This is a genomic window from Leifsonia aquatica, from assembly GCF_014190775.1.
Classification (GTDB): domain Bacteria; phylum Actinomycetota; class Actinomycetes; order Actinomycetales; family Microbacteriaceae; genus Leifsonia; species Leifsonia aquatica.
In genome coordinates this window covers 324247-343472 of the sequence record NZ_JACHVP010000001.1, presented here as the reverse complement: position 1 = coordinate 343472, position 19226 = coordinate 324247, and the positions used below count along the sequence as shown (strand labels likewise).

At 72.5% G+C, this 19226-nt stretch carries 19 protein-coding genes; 2 read left to right on the top strand and 17 right to left on the bottom strand.

Features of this window, described 5'->3' with window-relative positions; translation table 11 throughout:
- Nucleotides 1-2: 2 nt before the first annotated feature.
- The 5 genes from recN to tyrS all read right to left on the bottom strand — a co-directional run bounded on the left by recN (nucleotide 3) and on the right by tyrS (nucleotide 5043).
- Nucleotides 3-1727 carry a DNA repair protein RecN gene (gene recN / locus FHX33_RS01565; RefSeq protein ID WP_183428402.1) on the bottom strand — a complete coding sequence of 575 codons (1725 nt, stop codon included), beginning with the start codon at nucleotides 1725-1727 and terminating at the stop codon, nucleotides 3-5.
- A 1-nt stretch (nucleotide 1728) separates the two neighbouring features.
- Nucleotides 1729-2646, bottom strand: coding sequence for an NAD kinase (locus FHX33_RS01560; protein ID WP_021755623.1), 918 nt, complete (start codon nucleotides 2644-2646; stop codon nucleotides 1729-1731).
- A 131-nt stretch (nucleotides 2647-2777) separates the two neighbouring features.
- On the bottom strand, nucleotides 2778-3569 hold the full coding sequence (locus FHX33_RS01555; RefSeq protein ID WP_183428082.1) for a TlyA family RNA methyltransferase: 792 nt from the start codon (nucleotides 3567-3569) through the stop codon (nucleotides 2778-2780).
- Nucleotides 3562-3720 carry a hypothetical protein gene (locus tag FHX33_RS01550; RefSeq protein ID WP_021758125.1) on the bottom strand — a complete coding sequence of 53 codons (159 nt, stop codon included), beginning with the start codon at nucleotides 3718-3720 and terminating at the stop codon, nucleotides 3562-3564. The genes FHX33_RS01555 and FHX33_RS01550 overlap by 8 nt, the downstream gene beginning before the upstream one ends.
- Nucleotides 3721-3741: 21 nt before the next feature.
- The gene (tyrS, locus tag FHX33_RS01545) at nucleotides 3742-5043 is read right to left on the bottom strand and encodes a tyrosine--tRNA ligase (protein ID WP_021758124.1); all 1302 of its coding nucleotides are present in this window, start codon (nucleotides 5041-5043) and stop codon (nucleotides 3742-3744) included.
- A 138-nt stretch (nucleotides 5044-5181) separates the two neighbouring features.
- On the opposite strand from tyrS, the gene FHX33_RS01540 reads away from it, so the two are divergent.
- A complete protein-coding gene (locus tag FHX33_RS01540) occupies nucleotides 5182-5823 on the top strand; it encodes a hypothetical protein (RefSeq protein ID WP_021758123.1) in 642 nt (213 codons plus the stop codon).
- Entirely contained in the window at nucleotides 5820-6425 is a 606-nt protein-coding gene (locus FHX33_RS01535) for a hypothetical protein (RefSeq protein WP_021758122.1), read from the top strand. Before FHX33_RS01540 ends, FHX33_RS01535 begins: the two co-directional genes overlap by 4 nt.
- A 16-nt stretch (nucleotides 6426-6441) precedes the next feature.
- On the opposite strand, the gene FHX33_RS01530 is transcribed toward FHX33_RS01535, so the two are convergent.
- The 12 genes from FHX33_RS01530 to FHX33_RS01480 all read right to left on the bottom strand — a co-directional run bounded on the left by FHX33_RS01530 (nucleotide 6442) and on the right by FHX33_RS01480 (nucleotide 19209).
- Entirely contained in the window at nucleotides 6442-7071 is a 630-nt protein-coding gene (locus tag FHX33_RS01530) for a DNA-3-methyladenine glycosylase (RefSeq protein WP_183428081.1), read from the bottom strand.
- A gap of 17 nt (nucleotides 7072-7088) precedes the next feature.
- A complete protein-coding gene (locus tag FHX33_RS21870; protein ID WP_021765105.1) occupies nucleotides 7089-7214 on the bottom strand; it encodes a hypothetical protein in 126 nt (41 codons plus the stop codon).
- Nucleotides 7214-8683: an argininosuccinate lyase gene (gene argH / locus FHX33_RS01525; protein ID WP_183428080.1), complete on the bottom strand. Its 1470-nt coding sequence runs from the start codon at nucleotides 8681-8683 to the stop codon at nucleotides 7214-7216. The genes FHX33_RS21870 and argH overlap by 1 nt, the downstream gene beginning before the upstream one ends.
- Complete coding sequence (argF, locus tag FHX33_RS01520) at nucleotides 8680-9618, bottom strand: ornithine carbamoyltransferase (protein ID WP_021764104.1); 939 nt, start codon at nucleotides 9616-9618, stop codon at nucleotides 8680-8682. Before argF ends, argH begins: the two co-directional genes overlap by 4 nt.
- 22 nt (nucleotides 9619-9640) lie before the next feature.
- On the bottom strand, nucleotides 9641-10786 hold the full coding sequence (locus tag FHX33_RS01515; protein WP_246396971.1) for an acetylornithine transaminase: 1146 nt from the start codon (nucleotides 10784-10786) through the stop codon (nucleotides 9641-9643).
- Between the two features lie 47 nt (nucleotides 10787-10833).
- On the bottom strand, nucleotides 10834-11790 hold the full coding sequence (gene argB / locus FHX33_RS01510; protein ID WP_021764102.1) for an acetylglutamate kinase: 957 nt from the start codon (nucleotides 11788-11790) through the stop codon (nucleotides 10834-10836).
- A 1-nt stretch (nucleotide 11791) separates the two neighbouring features.
- Entirely contained in the window at nucleotides 11792-12946 is a 1155-nt protein-coding gene (gene argJ / locus FHX33_RS01505; protein WP_039923062.1) for a bifunctional glutamate N-acetyltransferase/amino-acid acetyltransferase ArgJ, read from the bottom strand.
- Nucleotides 12943-13986 carry an N-acetyl-gamma-glutamyl-phosphate reductase gene (gene argC, locus FHX33_RS01500; protein WP_021764100.1) on the bottom strand — a complete coding sequence of 348 codons (1044 nt, stop codon included), beginning with the start codon at nucleotides 13984-13986 and terminating at the stop codon, nucleotides 12943-12945. Before argC ends, argJ begins: the two co-directional genes overlap by 4 nt.
- Before the next feature lie 225 nt (nucleotides 13987-14211).
- Nucleotides 14212-16755, bottom strand: a complete 2544-nt coding sequence (pheT, locus tag FHX33_RS01495; protein WP_183428079.1) for a phenylalanine--tRNA ligase subunit beta — start codon at nucleotides 16753-16755, stop codon at nucleotides 14212-14214.
- Nucleotides 16755-17795 (bottom strand): phenylalanine--tRNA ligase subunit alpha, encoded by a 1041-nt coding sequence (pheS, locus tag FHX33_RS01490; protein WP_183428078.1) that lies wholly within the window; start codon nucleotides 17793-17795, stop codon nucleotides 16755-16757. Before pheS ends, pheT begins: the two co-directional genes overlap by 1 nt.
- Nucleotides 17796-17806: 11 nt before the next feature.
- The gene (locus FHX33_RS01485; RefSeq protein WP_183428077.1) at nucleotides 17807-18850 is read right to left on the bottom strand and encodes an SRPBCC domain-containing protein; all 1044 of its coding nucleotides are present in this window, start codon (nucleotides 18848-18850) and stop codon (nucleotides 17807-17809) included.
- Nucleotides 18847-19209, bottom strand: coding sequence for an ArsR/SmtB family transcription factor (locus FHX33_RS01480; RefSeq protein ID WP_021764868.1), 363 nt, complete (start codon nucleotides 19207-19209; stop codon nucleotides 18847-18849). Before FHX33_RS01480 ends, FHX33_RS01485 begins: the two co-directional genes overlap by 4 nt.
- Nucleotides 19210-19226 lie beyond the last annotated feature (17 nt).

The following is a 19226-nucleotide window of genomic DNA, read 5'->3' as shown; positions in this document are numbered from 1 at the left end:
GTTCAGCGTGCAGCGGCCGCCATCTCGACGAGCTCGCGCGCGTGCGCCAACCCGCTCTCGGAGTCGGGGAGGCCGGAGAGCAAGCGCGCCATCTCGGCGATGCGTTCGTCGCCGTCGAGGCGGCGCACGCTGGAGGCCGTGACCGATCCGTCGTTGCCCTTCACGACCGTGAGGTGGTTGGTCGCGAACGCGGCGACCTGGGCCAGGTGGGTGACGACGATGACCTGCGCGCTCTCCGCGAGCCGCGCCAGCCGGCGGCCGATCTCGATCGCCGAAGCACCGCCCACGCCCGCGTCGATCTCGTCGAAGATGAAGGTCGGCACCGGGTCGGCGCCCGCGATGACGACCTCGATCGCCAGCATGACGCGCGAGAGCTCGCCGCCTGACGCCCCCTTGCCGAGCGGACGGGGCTCGGCGCCGGGATGCGGCTGGAGCAGGATCGACACCTGGTCGCGACCGGTCGACGAGTACTCGTCGCGCTCGGTGACCTCGACGACGACCCGGGCGTCGGGCATCGCGAGGGCGGAGAGCTCGTCGGAGACGGCGGCGGAGAGGCGCTCGGCGGCCTCCCGGCGGCGGGCGCTCAGGTCGGCGGCCAGCTCGGCGGCCAGCGCCTCGTCGGCCTCGACCTCCCGCGCCAGCTCCTCGATGCGGTCGGCGTCGCCGTCGAGCTCCAGCAGGCGCAGACTGCCCGTCTCGAGGGTGCGGATCACGTCGTCCAGGGTCGGACCGTACTTGCGGACGAGCGTGGCCAGCTCGGAGCGCCGCTCCTGCACCAGCCCGAGCTCGTGGGCGCCGTCGGTGTCGAGTCCGTCGAGGTACGTCGACAGCTGCGCGGCGATGTCGGAGATGAGGTAGTTGGCGTTGGCCACGGCTTCGGCGAGCGGCCCCAGCGCGGCGTCGTGAGGCGCCATGCGGTCGAGCTGGCGGCGCGCGTTGTCGAGCAGACCGAGCGCATCCGCGCCCTCGGACTCCTCGGCCGACAGCAACTCGCGGGCACCGGCCGCGGCGAGCCGCAGCTCTTCGAGGTTGGTGAGGCGCTCGGCGCGCTCCGCCAGCTCATCGTCTTCGCCGGGCTGCGGCGCGCGCGTCTCGATCTCGGACATCGCGAGCCGGAGGTCCTCCGCCTCGCGCGAGCGACGGTCGCGGTCGGCGACGAGCTCGTCGAGCTCGGCCGTGTTGTCGCGCCAGCGGTGGAAGACCTGCGCGTACGCGTCGACGGCCGTGCCGAAGTCGGGCCCGGCGAAGCGGTCGAGCGCCTCGCGCTGGGCGACCGCGGACCGCAGCCGGATCTGGTCGGACTGGCCGTGCACGACGACGAGCTGCTCGCCGAGCTCGGTGAGCACGCTCACCGGGGCGCTGCGTCCGCCGACGACGGCGCGCGAGCGCCCCTCGGCGGAGACCGAGCGGCTCAGCACAAGCTCCGCCGCTCCCCCGCCCAGGGCGTCGACGTCGCCACCGGCGTCGCGGACGCGCTCGACGACGTCACCGGAGTCGATGACGCGCCAGCGCCCTTCGACCCAGGCCTGGCCGCTCCCCAGTCGCACCGCGCCGGTGTCGGCGCGCGACCCGAGCAGCAGGCCGAGGGCGGAGACCACCATCGTCTTGCCCGCGCCGGTCTCGCCGGTGATCGCGGTGAATCCCGCGCCCAGGGGCAGGGAGGCGTCGGCGATCACACCCAGGTCTTTGATCGAGATCTCCTCGATCGCTCCACGCACGTCAGTCACGTCAGTCACGGCCCGCCGGCCCCCTCCATCCCGTGACGGGAAGATCGAACTTCTGCACCAGCCGGTCGGTGAACGGCCCCGGGTGCAGGCGCGCCAGGCGCACGGGCACCGGCGATCGGCGCACGACCACGCGGGCTCCACGCGGCAGGTCGAAGGCCCGCCGGCCGTCGCACCAGAGGATGCCCTCGCCGCCCGTGCGGTCGAGCAGCTCGACGGCGAGCGACGACTCCGCGTCGACCACCAGCGGCCGCGAGAACAGCGCGTGCGCGCTGAGCGGCACCAGCAGCAGGGCGGCGACACCCGGCCAGACGACTGGGCCGCCTGCGGAGAACGAGTAGGCGGTCGATCCCGTCGGGGTCGACATCACGACGCCGTCGCAGCCGAAGCTCGACATCGGCCGGCCGTCGACCTCGATCACGACCTCGAGCATCCGCTCGCGGCTGGCCTTCTCGACCGTGGCCTCGTTCAGCGCCCAGCTGTCGTAGACGACCTCGTCGCCGACCTTCACCCGGGCGGAGAGCGTCATGCGCTCCTCCACCGTATAGTCCTTCGAGAGGCCGCGTGCGACCGCGATCTCGAGGTCGTCGCGCTCGCTCTCGGCGAGGAAGCCGACGTGGCCCAGGTTGACGCCCAGCAGCGGCGCGGAGCAGCCGCGCACCAGCTCGGCCGCGCGCAGGATGGTGCCGTCGCCGCCGAGCACGATCACGAGCTCCAGCTCGTCGGCCGCGACCTCGTCGCCGAGGAGGGCGATGCGGTCGAGGCCCGGTTCCGCCGCGAGGAGGTCGCGCCGCTCGTCCGCGCTGAGCACCGGGATGACGCCGGCCTCGAGCAGCTGCGTGCACACGCGCACGCCCGCGTCGAGGGAGTCCTGACGGCCGGTGTGCGCGACGACGAGGATGTATCGCGTCGCTGCTCCCATACCCGACTCTCCCTCCGGTCGTGCTCGTCATCCCATTCTGTCGGAGAATCGGCCCGGTCTGGGTCGATCGCCCGCACCTGTGGAGAATTCACGGGATGTTCCGCCGGGCCTGCGCCCGCTGCCGCCTGCGCTCAGCCGGCGAGCTCCTGCGCCCGGTCGAGCCACTCCGTCGGGTTCGCACCGCGCTCCGTGAGGTGGATGAGGAACTCGCGGTTGCCGTGCGAGCCCGCGATCGGCGAGGCGATCACGCCCGCGGTGCCGAGCCCGAGGTCGAACCCGGCCCAGAGCACACCGGTCAGCGCGTCCGCCCGCAGGACGGGGTCGTGCACGATGCCTTCGCGCACGCCGGTGCGGCCCACCTCGAACTGCGGCTTTACCAGCAGCACGAAGTCCGCCTCCGGCACGACCGTCTCGCGCAGGGCGGGCAGCACCTGGCCGAGGGAGATGAACGAGAGGTCGGCGACGACGAGATCGGGCCGTGCGTCGTCTCCCGTCAATCCCGCCAGCTGCTCGGCGGTGAGGGAGCGCACGTTGACGCCCTCGAACGACGCGAGCCGCTCCTCCTGCATCAGCTGCGGGGCGAGCTGGCCGTGGCCGACGTCGACCGCGATCACCCGCGCCGCGCCGCGCTCGAGCAGCACCTGGCTGAAGCCGCCGGTGGAGGCGCCCGCGTCGAGCGCGAGGCGCCCCGTCACCGGCACGTCGAAGGCGTCGAGCGCGGCGACCAGCTTGTGCGCGCCGCGGCTGACGTAGTGGTCGGCGCCCGCGACCTCGACGCTCTGCTCCTCGCCCACCTTGGCCGACGCGCGCACGACGGGCGCGCCGTCCACGGTCACCAACCCCTGGGCGATCAGCGTCGCGGCGTGCGTGCGCGACCGGGCCAGTCCGCGCGTGGCGAGAGCGACGTCGAGCCGTTCAGCCATGCCGCTGCGCGTCGGCTCCCTCGAGCCGTTCGGAGAGCTCGGCGTGCAGCTGGGCGTACGCGTCGGCACGCGCGGCGAGCGGCTGCTCCTCGATCACCTCGAGGCGGGCCACCAGCGCGTCGTCGCTGTCGTCACGATCCTGGTCGGACATGCGTTCAGACTACTCGTCGGCCTATTCGACGAACACGCCGGCGAGCGTCTTCTTGCCGCGCCGCAGCACGACCATCCCGCCCGGGAGCGCCGCGCCACCGATGGGCGCATCCGCGTCCTCCGCCTTCGCGTTGTTCGTGTACACGCCGCCCTGGGCGACCGCCCGGCGCGCCTCGCCGAGGCTCTTGGTGAGCCCGGTGTCGGCGAGCGCCTGCGCGATCGTCGTGCCCGGCGCGGTGGTCGTGTTCGGCAGCTCGCGCAGGGCCGACTCCAGGGTGGCTCGGTCGAGGGAGGCGAGGTCGCCCTGGCCGAACAGCGCCTCGGCCGCCGCGATGGCCGCCTCGGTCTGCTCGACGCCGTGGACGAGGGTCGTCACGTCGCGGGCGAGCCGGAGCTGCGCCTCGCGGCGGAACGGCTCGTCGGCGACCTTGTGCTCGTACTCGGCGATCTCGTCGCGGGTGAGGAACGTGAACACCTTGAGGCGGCTGATCACGTCCGCGTCGTCGGTGTTGACCCAGAACTGGTAGAACGCGTACGGGCTGGTCAGCTCCGCGTCGATCCAGATCGCGTTGCCCTCGCTCTTGCCGAACTTGGTGCCGTCGCTGTTGGTGATGAGCGGCGTGCCGATGGCGTGCACGTGGGCGCCCTCCACCTTGCGGATGAGCTCGGTGCCGCTGGTGAGGTTGCCCCACTGGTCGCTGCCGCCGGTCTGCAGCACGCAGCCGTACTGGCGGTACAGCTCGAGGAAGTCGAGGCCCTGGAGGATCTGGTAGCTGAACTCGGTGTACGAGATGCCCTCGTCGGAGTTCAGGCGCGCCGAGACGGCGTCCTTCTTGAGCATGGTGCCGACGCGGAAGTGCTTGCCGATCTCGCGCAGGAAGTCGATCGCCGAGAGCGGCGCCGTCCAGTCGAGGTTGTTGACGAGGCGCGCGGCGTTGTCGCCCTCGAAGCTCAGGTACTTCGACACCTGGCCCTGCAGCGAGCGCACCCACTCGGCGACGGTCTCGCGCGTGTTCAGCGTGCGCTCGGCCGTCGGGCGCGGGTCGCCGATCAGACCGGTCGAACCGCCGACGAGTCCGAGGGGCTTGTGGCCGGCCAGCTGGAGGCGGCGCATGGTGAGCAGCTGCACGAGGTGGCCGAGGTGGAGGCTCGCCGCCGTCGGGTCGAAGCCGCAGTAATACGTGACCGGTCCGCCCGCGAGGAGTTCTTTGAGTGCGGCCTCGTCGGTGGAGACGTGGACGAGACCGCGCCAGACGAGCTCGTCCCAGATGTCGTCGAAGGACGGGTCGATGGCCTGCGTTTCGAGGGTGGCGGATTCGGACATCTGCCCAGATTATCAGCGGGAGGGCCGCCTCCCCGGCCGTCCTGAATCAGGGCCAGGGGCCTGATCTACTAGCAATCAGGTCCCTACGCCTGATAGAGTTCCAGTCAGGCCACCAGCCCTGACCAGCCAGGAGGACCGATGTTCGTGATCACCGCGGACCAGGTCGGCAGCCGCACCGGCCCCGACCTCGCCACCGAGACGATGCGCGCCCTGCAGGAGCGCCACGGCGAGACCCTCGCCCTGCCCATCGACCGCAACGCCGGAGACGAGCTCCAGGCGTTGACGCGCGACCCCGCGACCGCCTTCGCCCTGGTGCTCGAGCTGACCCGCGACGGCCTCTGGAGCGTCGGGGTCGGACTCGGCTCGGTCCGCCTCCCCCTCCCCGCACAGACCCGTGCCGCGAGTGGAGACGCCTTCGTCGCGGCGCGCACTGCGGTCGGGCGCGCGAAGAAGTCCCCGACGCGGTTCGCTGTGGAGGCGGTCGCCGACCCCGAGGCCGCTCACGACGTCGAAGCCCTCGCCGACCTCCTCCTCACCCTCCGGGACGGGCGCTCCCCCGCCGGCTGGGAGCTCTACGACCTCATCTCCGCGGGCCTGACCCAGGCCGAGGCCGGCGCACGACTCGGGATCACGCCGCAGTCGGTGAGTGATCGCGCCCGCGCCGCGAACCTCCGCGTCGAGCTGGCGGCCGTCCCCGCCCTGACTAGGCTGTTGGCGAGCGCCGATGCCGCCCAGCTCGTCGCTCCCCCCGCGACCGCGCACGAATCGGAGGACGAATGACGACACTGCCCCCGGCGGCCTTCCTCGCCTTCTTCTTCCCGCACGCGGTGTGGGTGCTCGTCCTGCTGCTGACGATCGCCGCCCTCTGCTGCATGGTCGCCACCCTGCGCACGCCCCGGCGCCCTCTCGTCTACACGGCGAGCGGCCTCCTCGCGGTCGCGTTCGTCCTCGCGGTGCTGCCGCAGGAGCAGGCTCCCCTGGAGTTCCGCCTCTTCATCGGCATCGCGGCGCTCGCGCTCAGTGTCGCGGGAGGCGGGCCCGCCTCCCAGCTGGTCCTCGCCCTCGCCACGCGCAGCACGACGGTCGCGGGTGACCACGGCGGCATCGTCGTGCACGACCGCTCCACCGGCTCGGCCGCCGACGCCACTCGCGAAGTGCTGCGCGGCGGCACCACCATCGGCTTCCTGGAGCGCTTCGCCACCACCGGCGCGATCATGGCCGGCTTCCCGGAGGCCCTCGGCGTGCTCATCGCCATCAAGGGCGTCGGCCGCTTCACCGAGCTCGACACCGCCGAGGCGCGCGAGCGGTTCATCATCGGCACGCTCGTCAGCATCACCTGGGCGTGCGTCTGCGCGGGCCTGTTCCGCTTCGTGGCTGCCTGAGCTCAGTCGTCGACGCTCAGTCGTCCGATTTCGGGTGCCGCTTGTACGGCGACACCGTCGGGTCGCCCGGCAGCCAGTAGCGCCACGGGAAGGCCCCTCCTCCGCCGGCGCCCGAGACACCGGTGCGCGGGCCGGTCGCGTACTCCGCCTGCTCGTCCGGCAGCAGCAGCTCGAAGCGACCGCCGAACAGGTCCGCGCCGTCGTCGGCCAGCGCGATCCCGGCCGCGACGACCAGCCGCGCCGGTCCACGCGCGAGGTCGCGGTGCGGGATGGTGCGGCCGCTCGCTCCGACCCGGCGCACCTCCGCGAGGGACTCCCCCTCGACCACCTCGGCCGCCCGCAGGAGCACCGCCGTGGCCTCGCCCTCCGGCGAGCAGACGACGTTGGCGCACACGTGCATCCCGTATGTGAAGTACGCGTACAGGTGCCCGGGCGGGCCGTACATCACCGCATTGCGCTTGGTGCGGCCGCGGAAGGCGTGCGAACCGGGGTCCAGCCCGTCGCCGATGTACGCCTCCACCTCCGTGATGCGGAGCCCGACCGTCCCCTGGGCGGTGGTGTGGCGGAGCACGGCGCCGAGGAGGCGCGGCGCGACCTCCAGCGACGACGCCTCGAAGACCTCGCGTCGGGGATGGTGCAGCGGCATCGCGGGCCGGGTCCGCGTCAGAAGATGCGGCCGCCGGCGGCGACCGCGACGATCAGCCCGACGACGATGACCGCGATCGCGACCACGACGATCGTCGGGATGATCCACGGACGCTTCGGCGGCGTCTGCTCGGGGCGGGCCATCAGACGAGGTCCCGTCGCGTCGCGGCGAACGAGCCGGTGAAGGCGCGCACGCGCTCGGTGAGGGCCGCGAGTTGCTCGGCCACCCGATCCGGTGCCGTCCCTCCGACGCCGGCGCGGCTGGCGACCGAGCCTTCGACGGTGAGCACGGAGCGCACCTCCGGGGTCAGCAGCGGCGAGACGGCGGCGAGCTGGGCATCGTCCACCTCGTGCAGCTCCAGGCCGTTCTCCTCGGCGAACTTCACCAGGCTGCCGGTGATCTCGTGCGCGTTCCGGAACGGGACGTGCTGCTTGACCAGCCACTCCGCGACGTCGGTCGCGAGCGAGAAGCCCTGCGGCGCGAGCTCCGCCATCCGGTCGGTGTGGAAGCGGAGGGTGGCGACCATGCCCGCAAAGGCGGGGAGCACGACCTCCAGCGTCTGCACCGAGTCGAACACCGGTTCCTTGTCCTCCTGCAGGTCGCGGTTGTACGCGAGCGGGAGGCCCTTGAGCGTCGTGAGCAGTCCGGTCAGGTTGCCGATGAGGCGGCCGGCCTTGCCGCGGGCGAGCTCGGCGATGTCGGGGTTCTTCTTCTGCGGCATGATCGACGAGCCGGTCGAGTAGGCGTCGTCGAGGGTGACGAAGCCGAACTCGCGGGTGTTCCAGAGGATGATCTCCTCGGCGAAGCGGGAGAGGTCGACACCGATCTGCGCGGCGATGAAGGCGAACTCCGCCACCACGTCGCGCGCGGCGGTGCCGTCGATCGAGTTCTCCGAGCTGGCGGCGAAGCCGAGCTCGCGCGCCACCAGGAGCGGGTCGAGACCGAGCGTCGAGCCCGCCAGGGCGCCCGAGCCGTAGGGCGAGACGTCGGCGCGCTTGTCCCAGTCGGCCAGACGCTCCAAGTCGCGCACGAGCGGCCAGGTGTGCGCCAGCAGGTGGTGGGCCAGCAGCACCGGCTGGGCGTGCTGGAGGTGCGTGCGACCCGGGAGGATCGCCGTCGGGTGCGCGTCGGCCTGCGAGGCGATCGCGTCGATGAGGGCGATCAGCCGCTCGGCGATGACCCCGGCGTGGTCGCGCAGGTAGAGGCGCACCAGCGTGGCGATCTGGTCGTTGCGGCTGCGGCCGGCGCGCAACTTGCCGCCGAGCTCGGCGCCCGCGCGCTCGATCAGGCCGCGCTCCAGCGCGCCGTGCACGTCTTCGTCGGACTCGGCCGCGACGAACGCGCCCGAGACGACGTCGGCGTCCAGCTGGTCGAGTGCGGCGAGCATGCCCGCCAGCTCGGCGTCGTCCAGGTAGCCCGCTGCGGCGAGCGCCGTGGCGTGCGCACGGGAGCCGGCGATGTCGTAGGCGGCGAGCGCCCAGTCGAAGTGGGTGGACTTGCTCAGCGCTGCCAGCTCGGGTGAGGGTCCTCCCGCGAACCGGGCGCCCCAGAGGGAGCCCTCGCCGGTCTTGCCGACCCCGGTGCCGTCCGTGCCGTCCGTGTCCTCGCTCATGCGGCCTCCTCCTGGTTCTTCGCGAGCAGCCAGGCCAGCAGGGCCTTCTGCGCGTGCAGCCGGTTCTCGGCTTCGTCCCAGATCACGGACTGGGGGCCGTCGATGACGTCCGCCGCCACCTCGTAGCCGCGGTAGGCGGGCAGGCAGTGCAGGAAGATCGCGCCCGGTGCGGCCTGCGCCATGATCGCGGCGTCGACCTGATAGTCGCCGAAGGTGGCGAGGCGCTGGGCCTTCTCCGCCTCCTGCCCCATCGACACCCAGGTATCGGTGACGACCACGTCGGCGGCGGCCGCCGCGGCCGCCGCGTCGGTGAAGACCTCCACCGAGCCGCCCGTACTCTCGGCGATGCGGCGCGCGTCGGCGAGGATCGCCGGGTCGGGCGCGTACTCCGCGGGGGCGGCGACGCGCACGTGCATCCCGGCGGTCGCGCCGCCGAGCAGGTACGAGTGCGACATGTTGTTCGCGCCGTCGCCGAAGTAGCTCATCGTCAGCCCGGCGAGCGAGCCCTTGTGCTCCTGGATGGTCTGCAGGTCCGCCAGGATCTGGCAGGGGTGGAACTCGTCCGACAGCGCGTTGACGACCGGCACCCTGGTGCCCGCCGCCATCTCCTCCAGGCCCGCCTGGGCGAAGGTGCGCCAGACGATGGCGGAGACCATGCGCTCGAGCACTCGCGCGGTGTCGGCGACCGACTCCTTGCCGCCGAGCTGGCTGTCCGCGCTCGAGACGACGAGCGGGCTGCCGCCCAGGTCGGCGATGCCGACGGCGAACGAGACGCGCGTGCGGGTCGAGGTCTTGTCGAAGAACACGGCGACGGTCTGCGGTCCCTCCAGCGGCTTGCGCGCGTACGGGTCGCGCTTGAGCTCGGCCGCCAGGGCCAGGATCTCGGCCTGCTCGGCCGGGGAGATGTCGTCGTCGCGGAGGAAGTGCCTGGTCATCGGATTCTTTCGTCTCGGGAGGTCAGAGGGCGGCGAGGGCGCGGCCGAAGCGCTCCCGGAACTCCGCCAGTTCGGCGTCGCCCACGATCAGCGGCGGCGCGAGCCGGATGCTGGACTCGTTCGGGGCGTTGATGATGAGCCCCTCGGCGAGGGCGGCGTCGGACAGGCGGTGCGCCTCCCCCTCGGTGAGCCCGATGCCGATCAGCAGGCCGGCGCCGCTCACGTCGCCGATGAGCGGCGAGTCGTAGGACCGGATGATGGCCCGCAGCTCCTCCCCGCGGCGAGCGGCGTTCTCGACCAGGCCGGCGCGCTCGATCTCGCCGAGCACGGCGTTGCCGGCCGCGGTCGCGAGCGGGTTGCCGCCGAACGTGGAGCCGTGCTGGCCTTGGGTGAAGAGGTCGGATGCCCAGCCGAACGTGACGAGCGCACCGATCGGCACACCGCCCGCGATCCCCTTCGCGACGGTCACCGCGTCCGGGAGGATGCCCTCGTGCTGGTAGGCGAACCAGCGGCCGGTACGGCCGACGCCCGTCTGGATCTCGTCCAGGATGAGCAGCGCGCCGTGCTGCTCGGTGAGCTCGCGGGCACGGGCCAGGAAGCCGGCGGGCAGGTCGAGCACGCCCGCCTCCCCCTTGATCGGCTCGATGAAGAGCGCGGCGACGCGGTCGTCGATCGCCGCCTCCAGCGCCGCGATCGTGGAGTCGATGTGCTCGACTCCGCCCGGGAGCGGCTCGAACGCCTCGCGCATCGGCGGCTTGCCGGTGAGGGCGAGGGAGCCCATGGTGCGGCCGTGGAACGCGTTGTTCAGCGCGAGCACGCGGGTGCGGTGGCCGTGCGGTCCGCGGTTCAGGCGCGCGAGCTTGAAGGCGGCCTCGTTGGCCTCGGCGCCCGAGTTGCCGAAGAGCACGCGGCCCTGATCGCCCGCGCCGGTGATGGTGCGGAGGCGCTCGGCGAGCTCCAGCTGCGGTGCGGTCGAGAAGTAGTTGGAGACGTGGGCGAGCGTGCCCACCTGGTGGCTCACCGCCTCCACCAGTGCCGGGTGCGCGTGCCCGAGCGAGTTGACCGCGATCCCGGCGAGGAAGTCGAGGTACTCGACCCCGTCCGTGTCCCAGACCCGGCAGCCCTCGCCGCGCGCCAGCATCAGCTTCGGCGTCGCCAGCGTGCGCATGATGGCGTCGCCGAAGCGACCCTTCCACTGTCCCTGTGTCAGCTCGCTCACGCGGGCACCACCTCCGTTCCGATTCCGGACTGCGTGAAGACCTCGAGCAGGATCGAGTGCGGCACGCGCCCGTCGATGATGGCCGCCTTCTCCACGCCGCCGTCGACCGCGTCGAGACAGGCCGCCATCTTCGGGATCATGCCCGACTCGAGGGAGGGCAGCAGCTCGCGCAGGTCGTCGGAGTCGATCTTCGACAGCAGTGAGTCGCGGTCGGGCCAGTCGCTGTAGAGGCCGGCGACGTCGGTCAGGATGACCAGCTTCGCGGCTCCGAGGGCGACGGCGAGCGCGGCCGCCGCAGCGTCGGCGTTCACGTTGAGCGCCTGCCCCGGGTCGTCGATGTCCGGCGCGATGGAGGAGACGACCGGGATGCGGCCGGCCGCGATCTGCGCGTGCACGGCCTCCGGGTTCACTCCGACCACGTCGCCGACGAGACCGAGGTCGACCTCCTCGCCGTCCACGACCGCTCCGCGGCGCCGACCCTGGAACAGGCCCGCGTCCTCTCCCGAGAGGCCGGCCGCGAGCGGGCCGTGCTTGTTGATGTTGCTGACGATGTCGCGGCTGATCTGGCCGGTGAGCACCATGCGCACCACATCCATCGCCTCCGGGGTGGTCACGCGGTAGCCGCCGCGGAACTCGGAGTGGATGCCGAGCCGGTCGAGCATCGCCGAGATCTGCGGTCCGCCGCCGTGCACCACGACCGGGCGGATGCCCGCGTAGCGGAGGTAGACCATGTCCTCGGCGAAGGTGCGCTGCAGGTCCTCGTTCACCATGGCGTTGCCGCCGAACTTGATGACGATGATCTGGTCGTGGAATCGCTTGAGCCACGGCAGCGACTCGATCAAGGTCGCGGCCTTGGCGGCTGCCGCAGAGCGGTCCTCCGCCTCGTCGATGGCCTCGGTGTCGATGGCTGCCGTGTCGATGCCGGCGGGGTCGATGTCTGAAGGAGTCGTCATATCAGCTGGCGTACGCACTGTTCTCGTGCACGTAGTCGTGCGTGAGGTCGTTGGTCAGGATGGTCGCCGTCTCGGCTCCCGCGTGCAGGTCGATCAGCACGTGCACGGCGCGGGGCGCGAGGTCGACGAGGTCGCGCGGCTGGTCCGGCTCCCCCGCCGTGCAGACCTGGACGCCGTTGATCGCGACGTCGATCCCGTACGGGTCGAACGCGGCATCGGTCGTGCCGACGGCGGCGAGCACCCGGCCCCAGTTGGGGTCGTTGCCGAAGATCGCGGCCTTGAAGAGGTTGCTGCGCGACACCGCACGTCCGACCTCCACCGCCTCGTCCTCCGAGTGCGCGTTCACGACCTCGATGGCGATGTCGTGGGAGGCGCCCTCGGCGTCGGCCTGGAGCTGCTCGGCCAGGCTGCGGCACACCTCGGTCAGGGCGAGCGCGAACGCCGCCTCGTCGGGCACCACGCCGCTCGCGCCGGAGCCGAGCAGGGCGACGGTGTCGTTGGTGGACATGCAGCCGTCGGAGTCGAGCCGGTCGAAGGTGACCCGGGTGGCGGTGCGCAGTGCGCGGTCCAGCTGCTCGGAGTCGAGCACGGCGTCGGTGGTGAGCACGACGAGCATCGTCGCGAGGCCCGGCGCCAGCATCCCGGCGCCCTTCGCCATGCCGCCGACCGTCCAGCCCTCGGGCGCGCGATGCTCGGCCTCCTTCGGCCGTGTGTCCGTGGTCATGATGGCCTCGGCGGCGCCCAGACCCGCGTCGGTCGCCAGGGCGGTGGAGGCGGCCTCGACACCCGCGACGAGCTTGCCGAGGTCGAGCTGGTCGCCGATCAGACCGGTCGAGCAGACGAGCACGTCACCGGCGGAGACGCCGAGCCGCTCGGCCACGGCCTCGGCCGTCGCGTGCGTGGTCTGGAAGCCCTGCGCGCCGGTGTAGCAGTTGGCGCCGCCGGAGTTGAGGACGATCGCCGAGACCACACCGTCGGTCATGACCTGCTCGCTCCACAGCACCGGGTTCGCCTTGCAGCGGTTGGTGGTGAAGACGGCGGCCGCGGCGGTGAGCGGGCCGAGGTTGCGCACCAGGGCGAGGTCGCGCTTGCCGCTCGACTTGAGCCCGGCGACCACGCCGGCTGCGGCGAATCCGGATGCTGCGGTCACGCTCACGGGGCGACTCCATTCACTGCGAGGCCCGTCGTCTCGTCGAGACCGAGGGCGATGTTGGCGGACTGGATGGCGGCGCCGGCCGTCCCCTTGTAGAGGTTGTCGATCGCGAGCACCGTCACGACGCGGCCAGCGGCCTCGTCCAGGGCGACCCCGATCAGTACCGTGTTCGAGCCGAGCACGTCGGCGGTCCGCGGCACGGACCCGGCGGGCAGCACGTGCACGAACGGCTCGTCCGCGTACGCGGCCTCCCACGTCGCCTGCACCTGCTCGGGCGTGACGCCGGGCTTCACCCGCGCGGTCGTGGTCGCCAGGATGCCCCGCGACATCGGCACGAGCACCGGGGTGAACGAGACGGTCGGGGCGGTGGCGCCGGCCTTGCGGAGGTTCTGCTGGATCTCCGGGATGTGGCGGTGCGTGCCCCCGACGGCGTACGGGTTGGCGGAGCCGAGGATCTCGCTCGCGAGGTACATCGTCTTGAGGCTCTTGCCCGCACCCGACGGACCGACCGCGAGCACCGCGACGACGTCCTGCTCCTCGACCAGCCCGGCGTGGATGCCCGGGGCGAGTGCGAGCGAGACGGCGCTGGCGTTGCAGCCCGGTGCGGCGATCCGCGTGGCGCCGGCGATGTTCTCGCGCTGGCGGCCGTCTCCGACCTGCAGCTCCGGGACGCCGTACGCCCAGGCGCCGAAGTGCTCGCCGCCGTAGAACGCGGCCCAGTCGGCCGCGTCCTCCAGGCGGTGGTCGGCGCCGCAGTCGACGACGAGCGTCTCCGCCGGCAGCTGCGCGGCGATCTCGCCCGACTTGCCGTGCGGCAGCGCGAGGAAGACGATGTCGTGGCCCGAGAGGTTCTCGGCCGTGGACTCCACGAGCGCGAGGTGCGCCAGCGAGCGCAGGTGCGGCTGGTGCGCGATGAGGGGGTGACCGGCGTTCTGATGCGCGGTCACGGTGCGGATCTCGAAGTCCGGGTGATCGGCGAGGATGCGGAGGAGCTCCCCACCCGCGTATCCGGATGCGCCGGCGACGGCGACCGAGAAGGTCATGCTACTTCCTTAGTGAGTGGACGACAGGGGCCTCGGCGACGGCGACGCCCACGTCGACCCACGAAGGGTCGCCCGAACGCCGCCTAGATTCGGCGGTCGCGCAGGCGTCGGCGCAGGGCGCGGGCGGCGAGGGCCGCACGCGAACTCACGGTGCACCGGACGGAAAGCATGCGTCCACCCTAGCGGCCCCGCGGCGCCCGCCGCCACTCGGCGGGCGCCACGACGTCATTCGCGGATGGCCGCCCCGAACCGCTCGGCGGCGAGCGCCGCTCCGGAGAGCTTCGCCTCGCTCGCCTCGGCGGCGGTGAGCGTGCGGTCCTCCGCACGGAAGCGCAGGGCGAACGTCAGGCTCTTGCGTCCCTCCGGCAGCCCGGTGCCGCGGTAGTCGTCGACGAGGCGGATGTCCTCGAGCAGCGCACCGGCGCCCTCCTGCACCGCGTCGAGCACCTCGCCCGCGGGCACCTCGACCGGCACCACCAGGGAGAGGTCCTGCGTCGCGGCCGGGAAGCCGGCGATCACACGGGCGACGATGTCGTCGGACGACACCGCGATGAGCGCGTCCAGGTCGAGCTCGAACACGGCGACCACGCGGGGCAGGTCGAGCTCGGCGGCCAGCGCCGGGAGCAGCTCGCCCGCGTAGCCGATCGCCGTGTCGACGCCGTCGCGACCGCGGGCGATGAGGCGCGCGGTTCGTCCCGGGTGCAGAGCCTGGTGGCTGCTCTGCTCCGGGCGGACCTGCACGCCGACCGCCGCAGCGGTCTGCGCGACCATGGCGAGGGCGTCGGCGATGCCGGCGGCGACCGCCTCCAGTCCCGGCTGCTTCTCGACCGTGTGGCCGACGACGAGCCCGGCGAGATGCCGCGGCTGGGCCGGGATGCCGGCGTTCAGCGCGTCGAGGGTCTCGTCCGCCGGGAGGGCGGCGCCGGGCGGGAGCGTCTCGCTGCCCAGGCGGTCGGCGCTCGGGAGGAACACCGTCCCGAGCTCGTAGATCGACAGGTCGACCAGGCCGCGCGCGATGTTGCGCTTGGCGACGTCGACGAGCCCGGGGAGGAGCGAGGTGCGCAGGTACGGCGCGGTCGCGTCGAGCGCGTTGGCCAGCTTGACGGCGGGCACGCCGCCCGCCTCGGGCGAGCCGAAGAGGTCGTTCTGCTTCTCGCTCACGAACGGGAAGGCGAGCACCTCGGTGGCGCCGTTGTCCGCGAGGATCTGCGCGACGCCGCGGCGGAGCTTCTGCTCGCGGCTGAGCCCGCGCCCGGGAGGCGCGACCGGCAGCACCGAGGGGATGCGGTCGTACCCGACGATGCGGGCGACCTCCTCGGCGAGGTCCGACTTGTCGAGCAGGTCGGGCCGCCAGCTCGGCGGAACGACGAGGAGCGCACCGGCGGTCTCGGAGACCGATCCGCCGATCTCGGCGAGCGCACCGCGCACCTCGTCGGCGGTGAACTCCACGCCGATGAGGCCGGCGATGTAGCCGTCGGGGAGGCGGATCGCCTCGGCGTCGGTCGCGGCATCGTGCAGCGAGCCGAGCTCGTCGGCGTGGCCGCCGGCGAGCTGCTCGAGCAGCTGGACGACGCGCGCCGCAGCCGCCACGGCGACGCGCGGGTCGACCCCGCGCTCGAAGCGCTTGGACGCCTCGCTCGGCAGCTTGTGCCGGCGGGCGGTGCGGGCGATCGACACGGGGTCGAAGTTCGCGGCCTCGATGAGGACGTTGGTGGTGCCCTCGCCGATCTCGGTGGAGGCGCCGCCCATGACGCCGGCGAGACCGATCGCGCCGGAGTCGTCGGTGATCAGGAGGTCCTCGACGTGCAGCGCACGCGCCTGCTCGTCGAGCGTGACCAGGGTCTCCCCCGGGTGCGCCCGGCGCACGACGAGACCGCCGGTCACCTTGTCGAGATCGTAGCCGTGGATCGGCTGGCCGAGCTCCAGCATCACGTAGTTCGTGATGTCGACGATGAGCGAGATCGACCGGATGCCGGCGAGCTTGAGCCGCGACACCATCCACGGCGGCGTCGGGCGGCTGCCGTCCACGTCGCGCACGACGCGGGTGACGAACACGCTGGAGCCGATGCGCCCGCGGATGGGCGCGCGATCGTCGATCGCGACCGAGAAGCCGCGCGCGTGCTCGGCCGCCGGGGCGACCGTGACGGCGTCGGCCGGATCGCGGAAGGCCGCTCCCGTCGCGTGCGAGTACTCGCGGGCGATGCCGCGGATCGAGAACGCGTAGCCGCGGTCGGGCGTGACGTTGACCTCCACGGCCGTGTCGTCCAGGCCGAGCAGCGAGATCGCGTCGGTCCCGACCTCCGGGTCGAGGCCCATCGTGACGAGGCGCAGGATGCCGGCGTGGTCGTCGCCGAGGCCGAGCTCGCGGGTCGAGGCGATCATGCCGTCCGACACGTGGCCGTAGGTCTTGCGGGCCGCGATCGGGAACGGACCGGGCAGCACCGAGCCGGGCAGCGTCACGACGACCTTGTCGCCGCGCAGGAAGTTGCTCGCGCCGCAGACGATGCCGCGCACGTCCTCGCCGCCGTCGGCTGCCGTCTGCCCCTCGGGGGCGACGCGCACCTGGCACCAGCGGATGGTCTTGCCGTTGCTCTGCGGCTCCTCGACGAAGTCGAGCACCTCGCCGACGACGACCGGTCCGGAGATCTCGAAGGTGTGGATGTCCTCCTCCTCGAGCCCGACGGCGACGAGGGCGGCGTGCACCTCCTCCGCGGTCGTTCCGGGCTCGAGGTCGACGTACTCGCCGAGCCAACTCAGGGGGACGCGCATCAGACCACCATTCCGAACTGCTGGGAGAAGCGGACATCGCCCTCGGCCATGTCGCGCATGTCTTTCACGTCGTTGCGGAACATCAGCGCCCGCTCGACGCCCACGCCGAACGCGAAGCCCGAGTAGACGTCGGGGTCGATGCCCGCGGAGCGGAGCACGTTCGGGTTGACCATGCCGCAGCCGCCCCACTCGATCCAGCGCGCGCCGCCCTTGAAGGTCGGGTGCCACAGGTCGAGTTCGGCGCTCGGCTCGGTGAAGGGGAAGTAGTTCGGGCGCAGGCGCACCTTCGCCTCCTCGCCGAACAGCGTCTTCACGAAGTGGTCGAGGGTGCCACGCAGGTGCGCCATCGTGAGGCCCTTGTCGACGGCGATGCCCTCGGTCTGGGTGAAGACCGGCAGGTGCGTCGCGTCGAACTCGTCGGTGCGGAACACGCGCCCGGGCGCGATGCGGTAGACGGGCAGCTCGTTGCCGAGCAGCGCCCGCAGCTGCACCGGGGAGGTGTGGGTGCGCAGCACGAGGTGCGAGTCGGTGGGCTCGGCGAAGAACGTGTCCTGCATCGCGCGCGCCGGGTGGTCGGCGTCGAAGTTCAGCGCGTCGAAGTTGTACCACTCGCTCTCGAGCTCGGGTCCCTCCGCGACCTCCCAGCCCATGCCGACGAAGCTGTCGGCGATGCGCTCCTGCAGGAGCGACAGCGGGTGCCGGGCGCCGGGGGTCCAGCGGGAGGGGAGCGCGGTGACGTCGACCGTCTCGGCGGCCAGCGCTGCGGCCTCCTCCTGGGCGGCGATCGCCTGCTCCTTGGCGGCGAACGCCTGGCCCACACGGGCACGGGCGCCGCCGACGAGCTTGCCCGCCGCGGCCTTCTGGTCGCCCGGGAGGGAGCGGATGCTCGCGTTCAGGCGCGCGAGCGGCGAGCCCTCCGCGGTGTGCTCGTGCCGCACGGCCTTGAGCGCGGCCGAGTCGCCCGCGGCGTCGATCGCGGCGAGCGCCGCCTCGACCGCCGCTTCGACCGAGCCTTCGGTGATTTCGGTGGTTTCAGACACGGTTCCTCAGTCTAGTCGTCGGCGTACACCGGATAGGCGGCCTCCCAGAGCCCCTGCGGATCAGGGACCGTCAGGCCGGCGAGCTCGAGCGTCAGCTGGTCGATCAGCGAGTGCCAGCCTGCCGCGAAGTCCGGCGCCGAGCGTAGCCGCCCGGCGCCGAAGATCTCCTCGATCGGGTCCTGCACCAGGGTGAGGACGGTCGTGCCGGTGTCGCCGTCATCGAGGCGGAAGGCGACCGAGGCGCTCCCCCAGCTGAGGCGTAGGAGGTGCCCCTCGACGAGATCGAGCACCTCCAGCTCCTGCACGCCGCCCTCCACGTTCTCGTCGCCGAGCCGCATGACGTCGCTGCGGCGCAACCGCCGCTCGCGCGCGGGGTCGTCCGGCCAGCCGAGCACGGGCCAGAGCCAGCGGCCGACGCGGTCCGGGAGGGTGAGGGCGTCCCACACGTCCGCCCGCGGGGCGTCGAGCACCCGGCGCAGTCGCACGCCCGAGAGCCCGTCGACCCGCTCGGTCTCTCCTGCGACGAGTGCGGCCTCCGCCATCCGGTAGTCGGCGAGAGCCTCGTCGAACGCCGCGGGGTCGGCCGCCTCGCCGAGGTAGCCGTCGTGCTCCTCCGCCGATGCGGAGGCTCCGAGCTCCCTGGCCAGGTGCGTGAGCACGTCCTGCCAGCCCGCGCCGTACACCGAGGCGGTCACGGCCTGCACGCGGCGGTGGTTCAGGCGCAGGATGGCGGACGCCGTCCCGGCGGGCTCGATCGTCGCCTCGAGTTCGGTCTCGGCTTCGGTCTCCCCTGCGCCGGTGAACCGCCAGCTGACGAGGAGGCGCGACTCGGGCTCGCAGGCGAGCACGCGTCCCGTCACCCGGGCGTCCTGATCGGGCCCGCCCATGTCGAGCTGGAATGCGTCGGGCGTGCCGCTGAATACGCCGATCCAGCGGGCGAGGCGCGCCGGATCCGTGAGCGCGCTCCAGAGCTCGGCAGGCGTCGCGGGATACTCCCGTTCGACGGTGACGGAGCGGCGCGCGCCGTCGAGGGCGATGTCTCCCCAGAGCGTCACGATCCGGCCTTCCGCGCGGGGACGTGCCGATCCGCGCGCGTCTGCTTCCGGCCGCGGGCGAGCTCGGTTCCGAGCGCGTCGAGGCGCTGCTCCCAGAACGCGCCCAGACCGTCGAACCAGGCGGCCGCGTCGGCGAGCCCGGCTCCATCGAGGGTGTACACCCGCTGCTGACCGCTCACACGGGAATCGGCGACGCCGACCTCCCGCAGCACACGGAGGTGCCGTGATGCGGCGGGCTGACTGATGCCGAACTCGTCCGCCGCCAGGGCGGCGAGCTCCCCTGCTGTGCGATCACCTGCTGCCAGCAGCTCCACGAATCGTCGGCGGACGGGATCCCCGACGGCTTCCAATGCGTCCATGAACGCAAGCTATCATC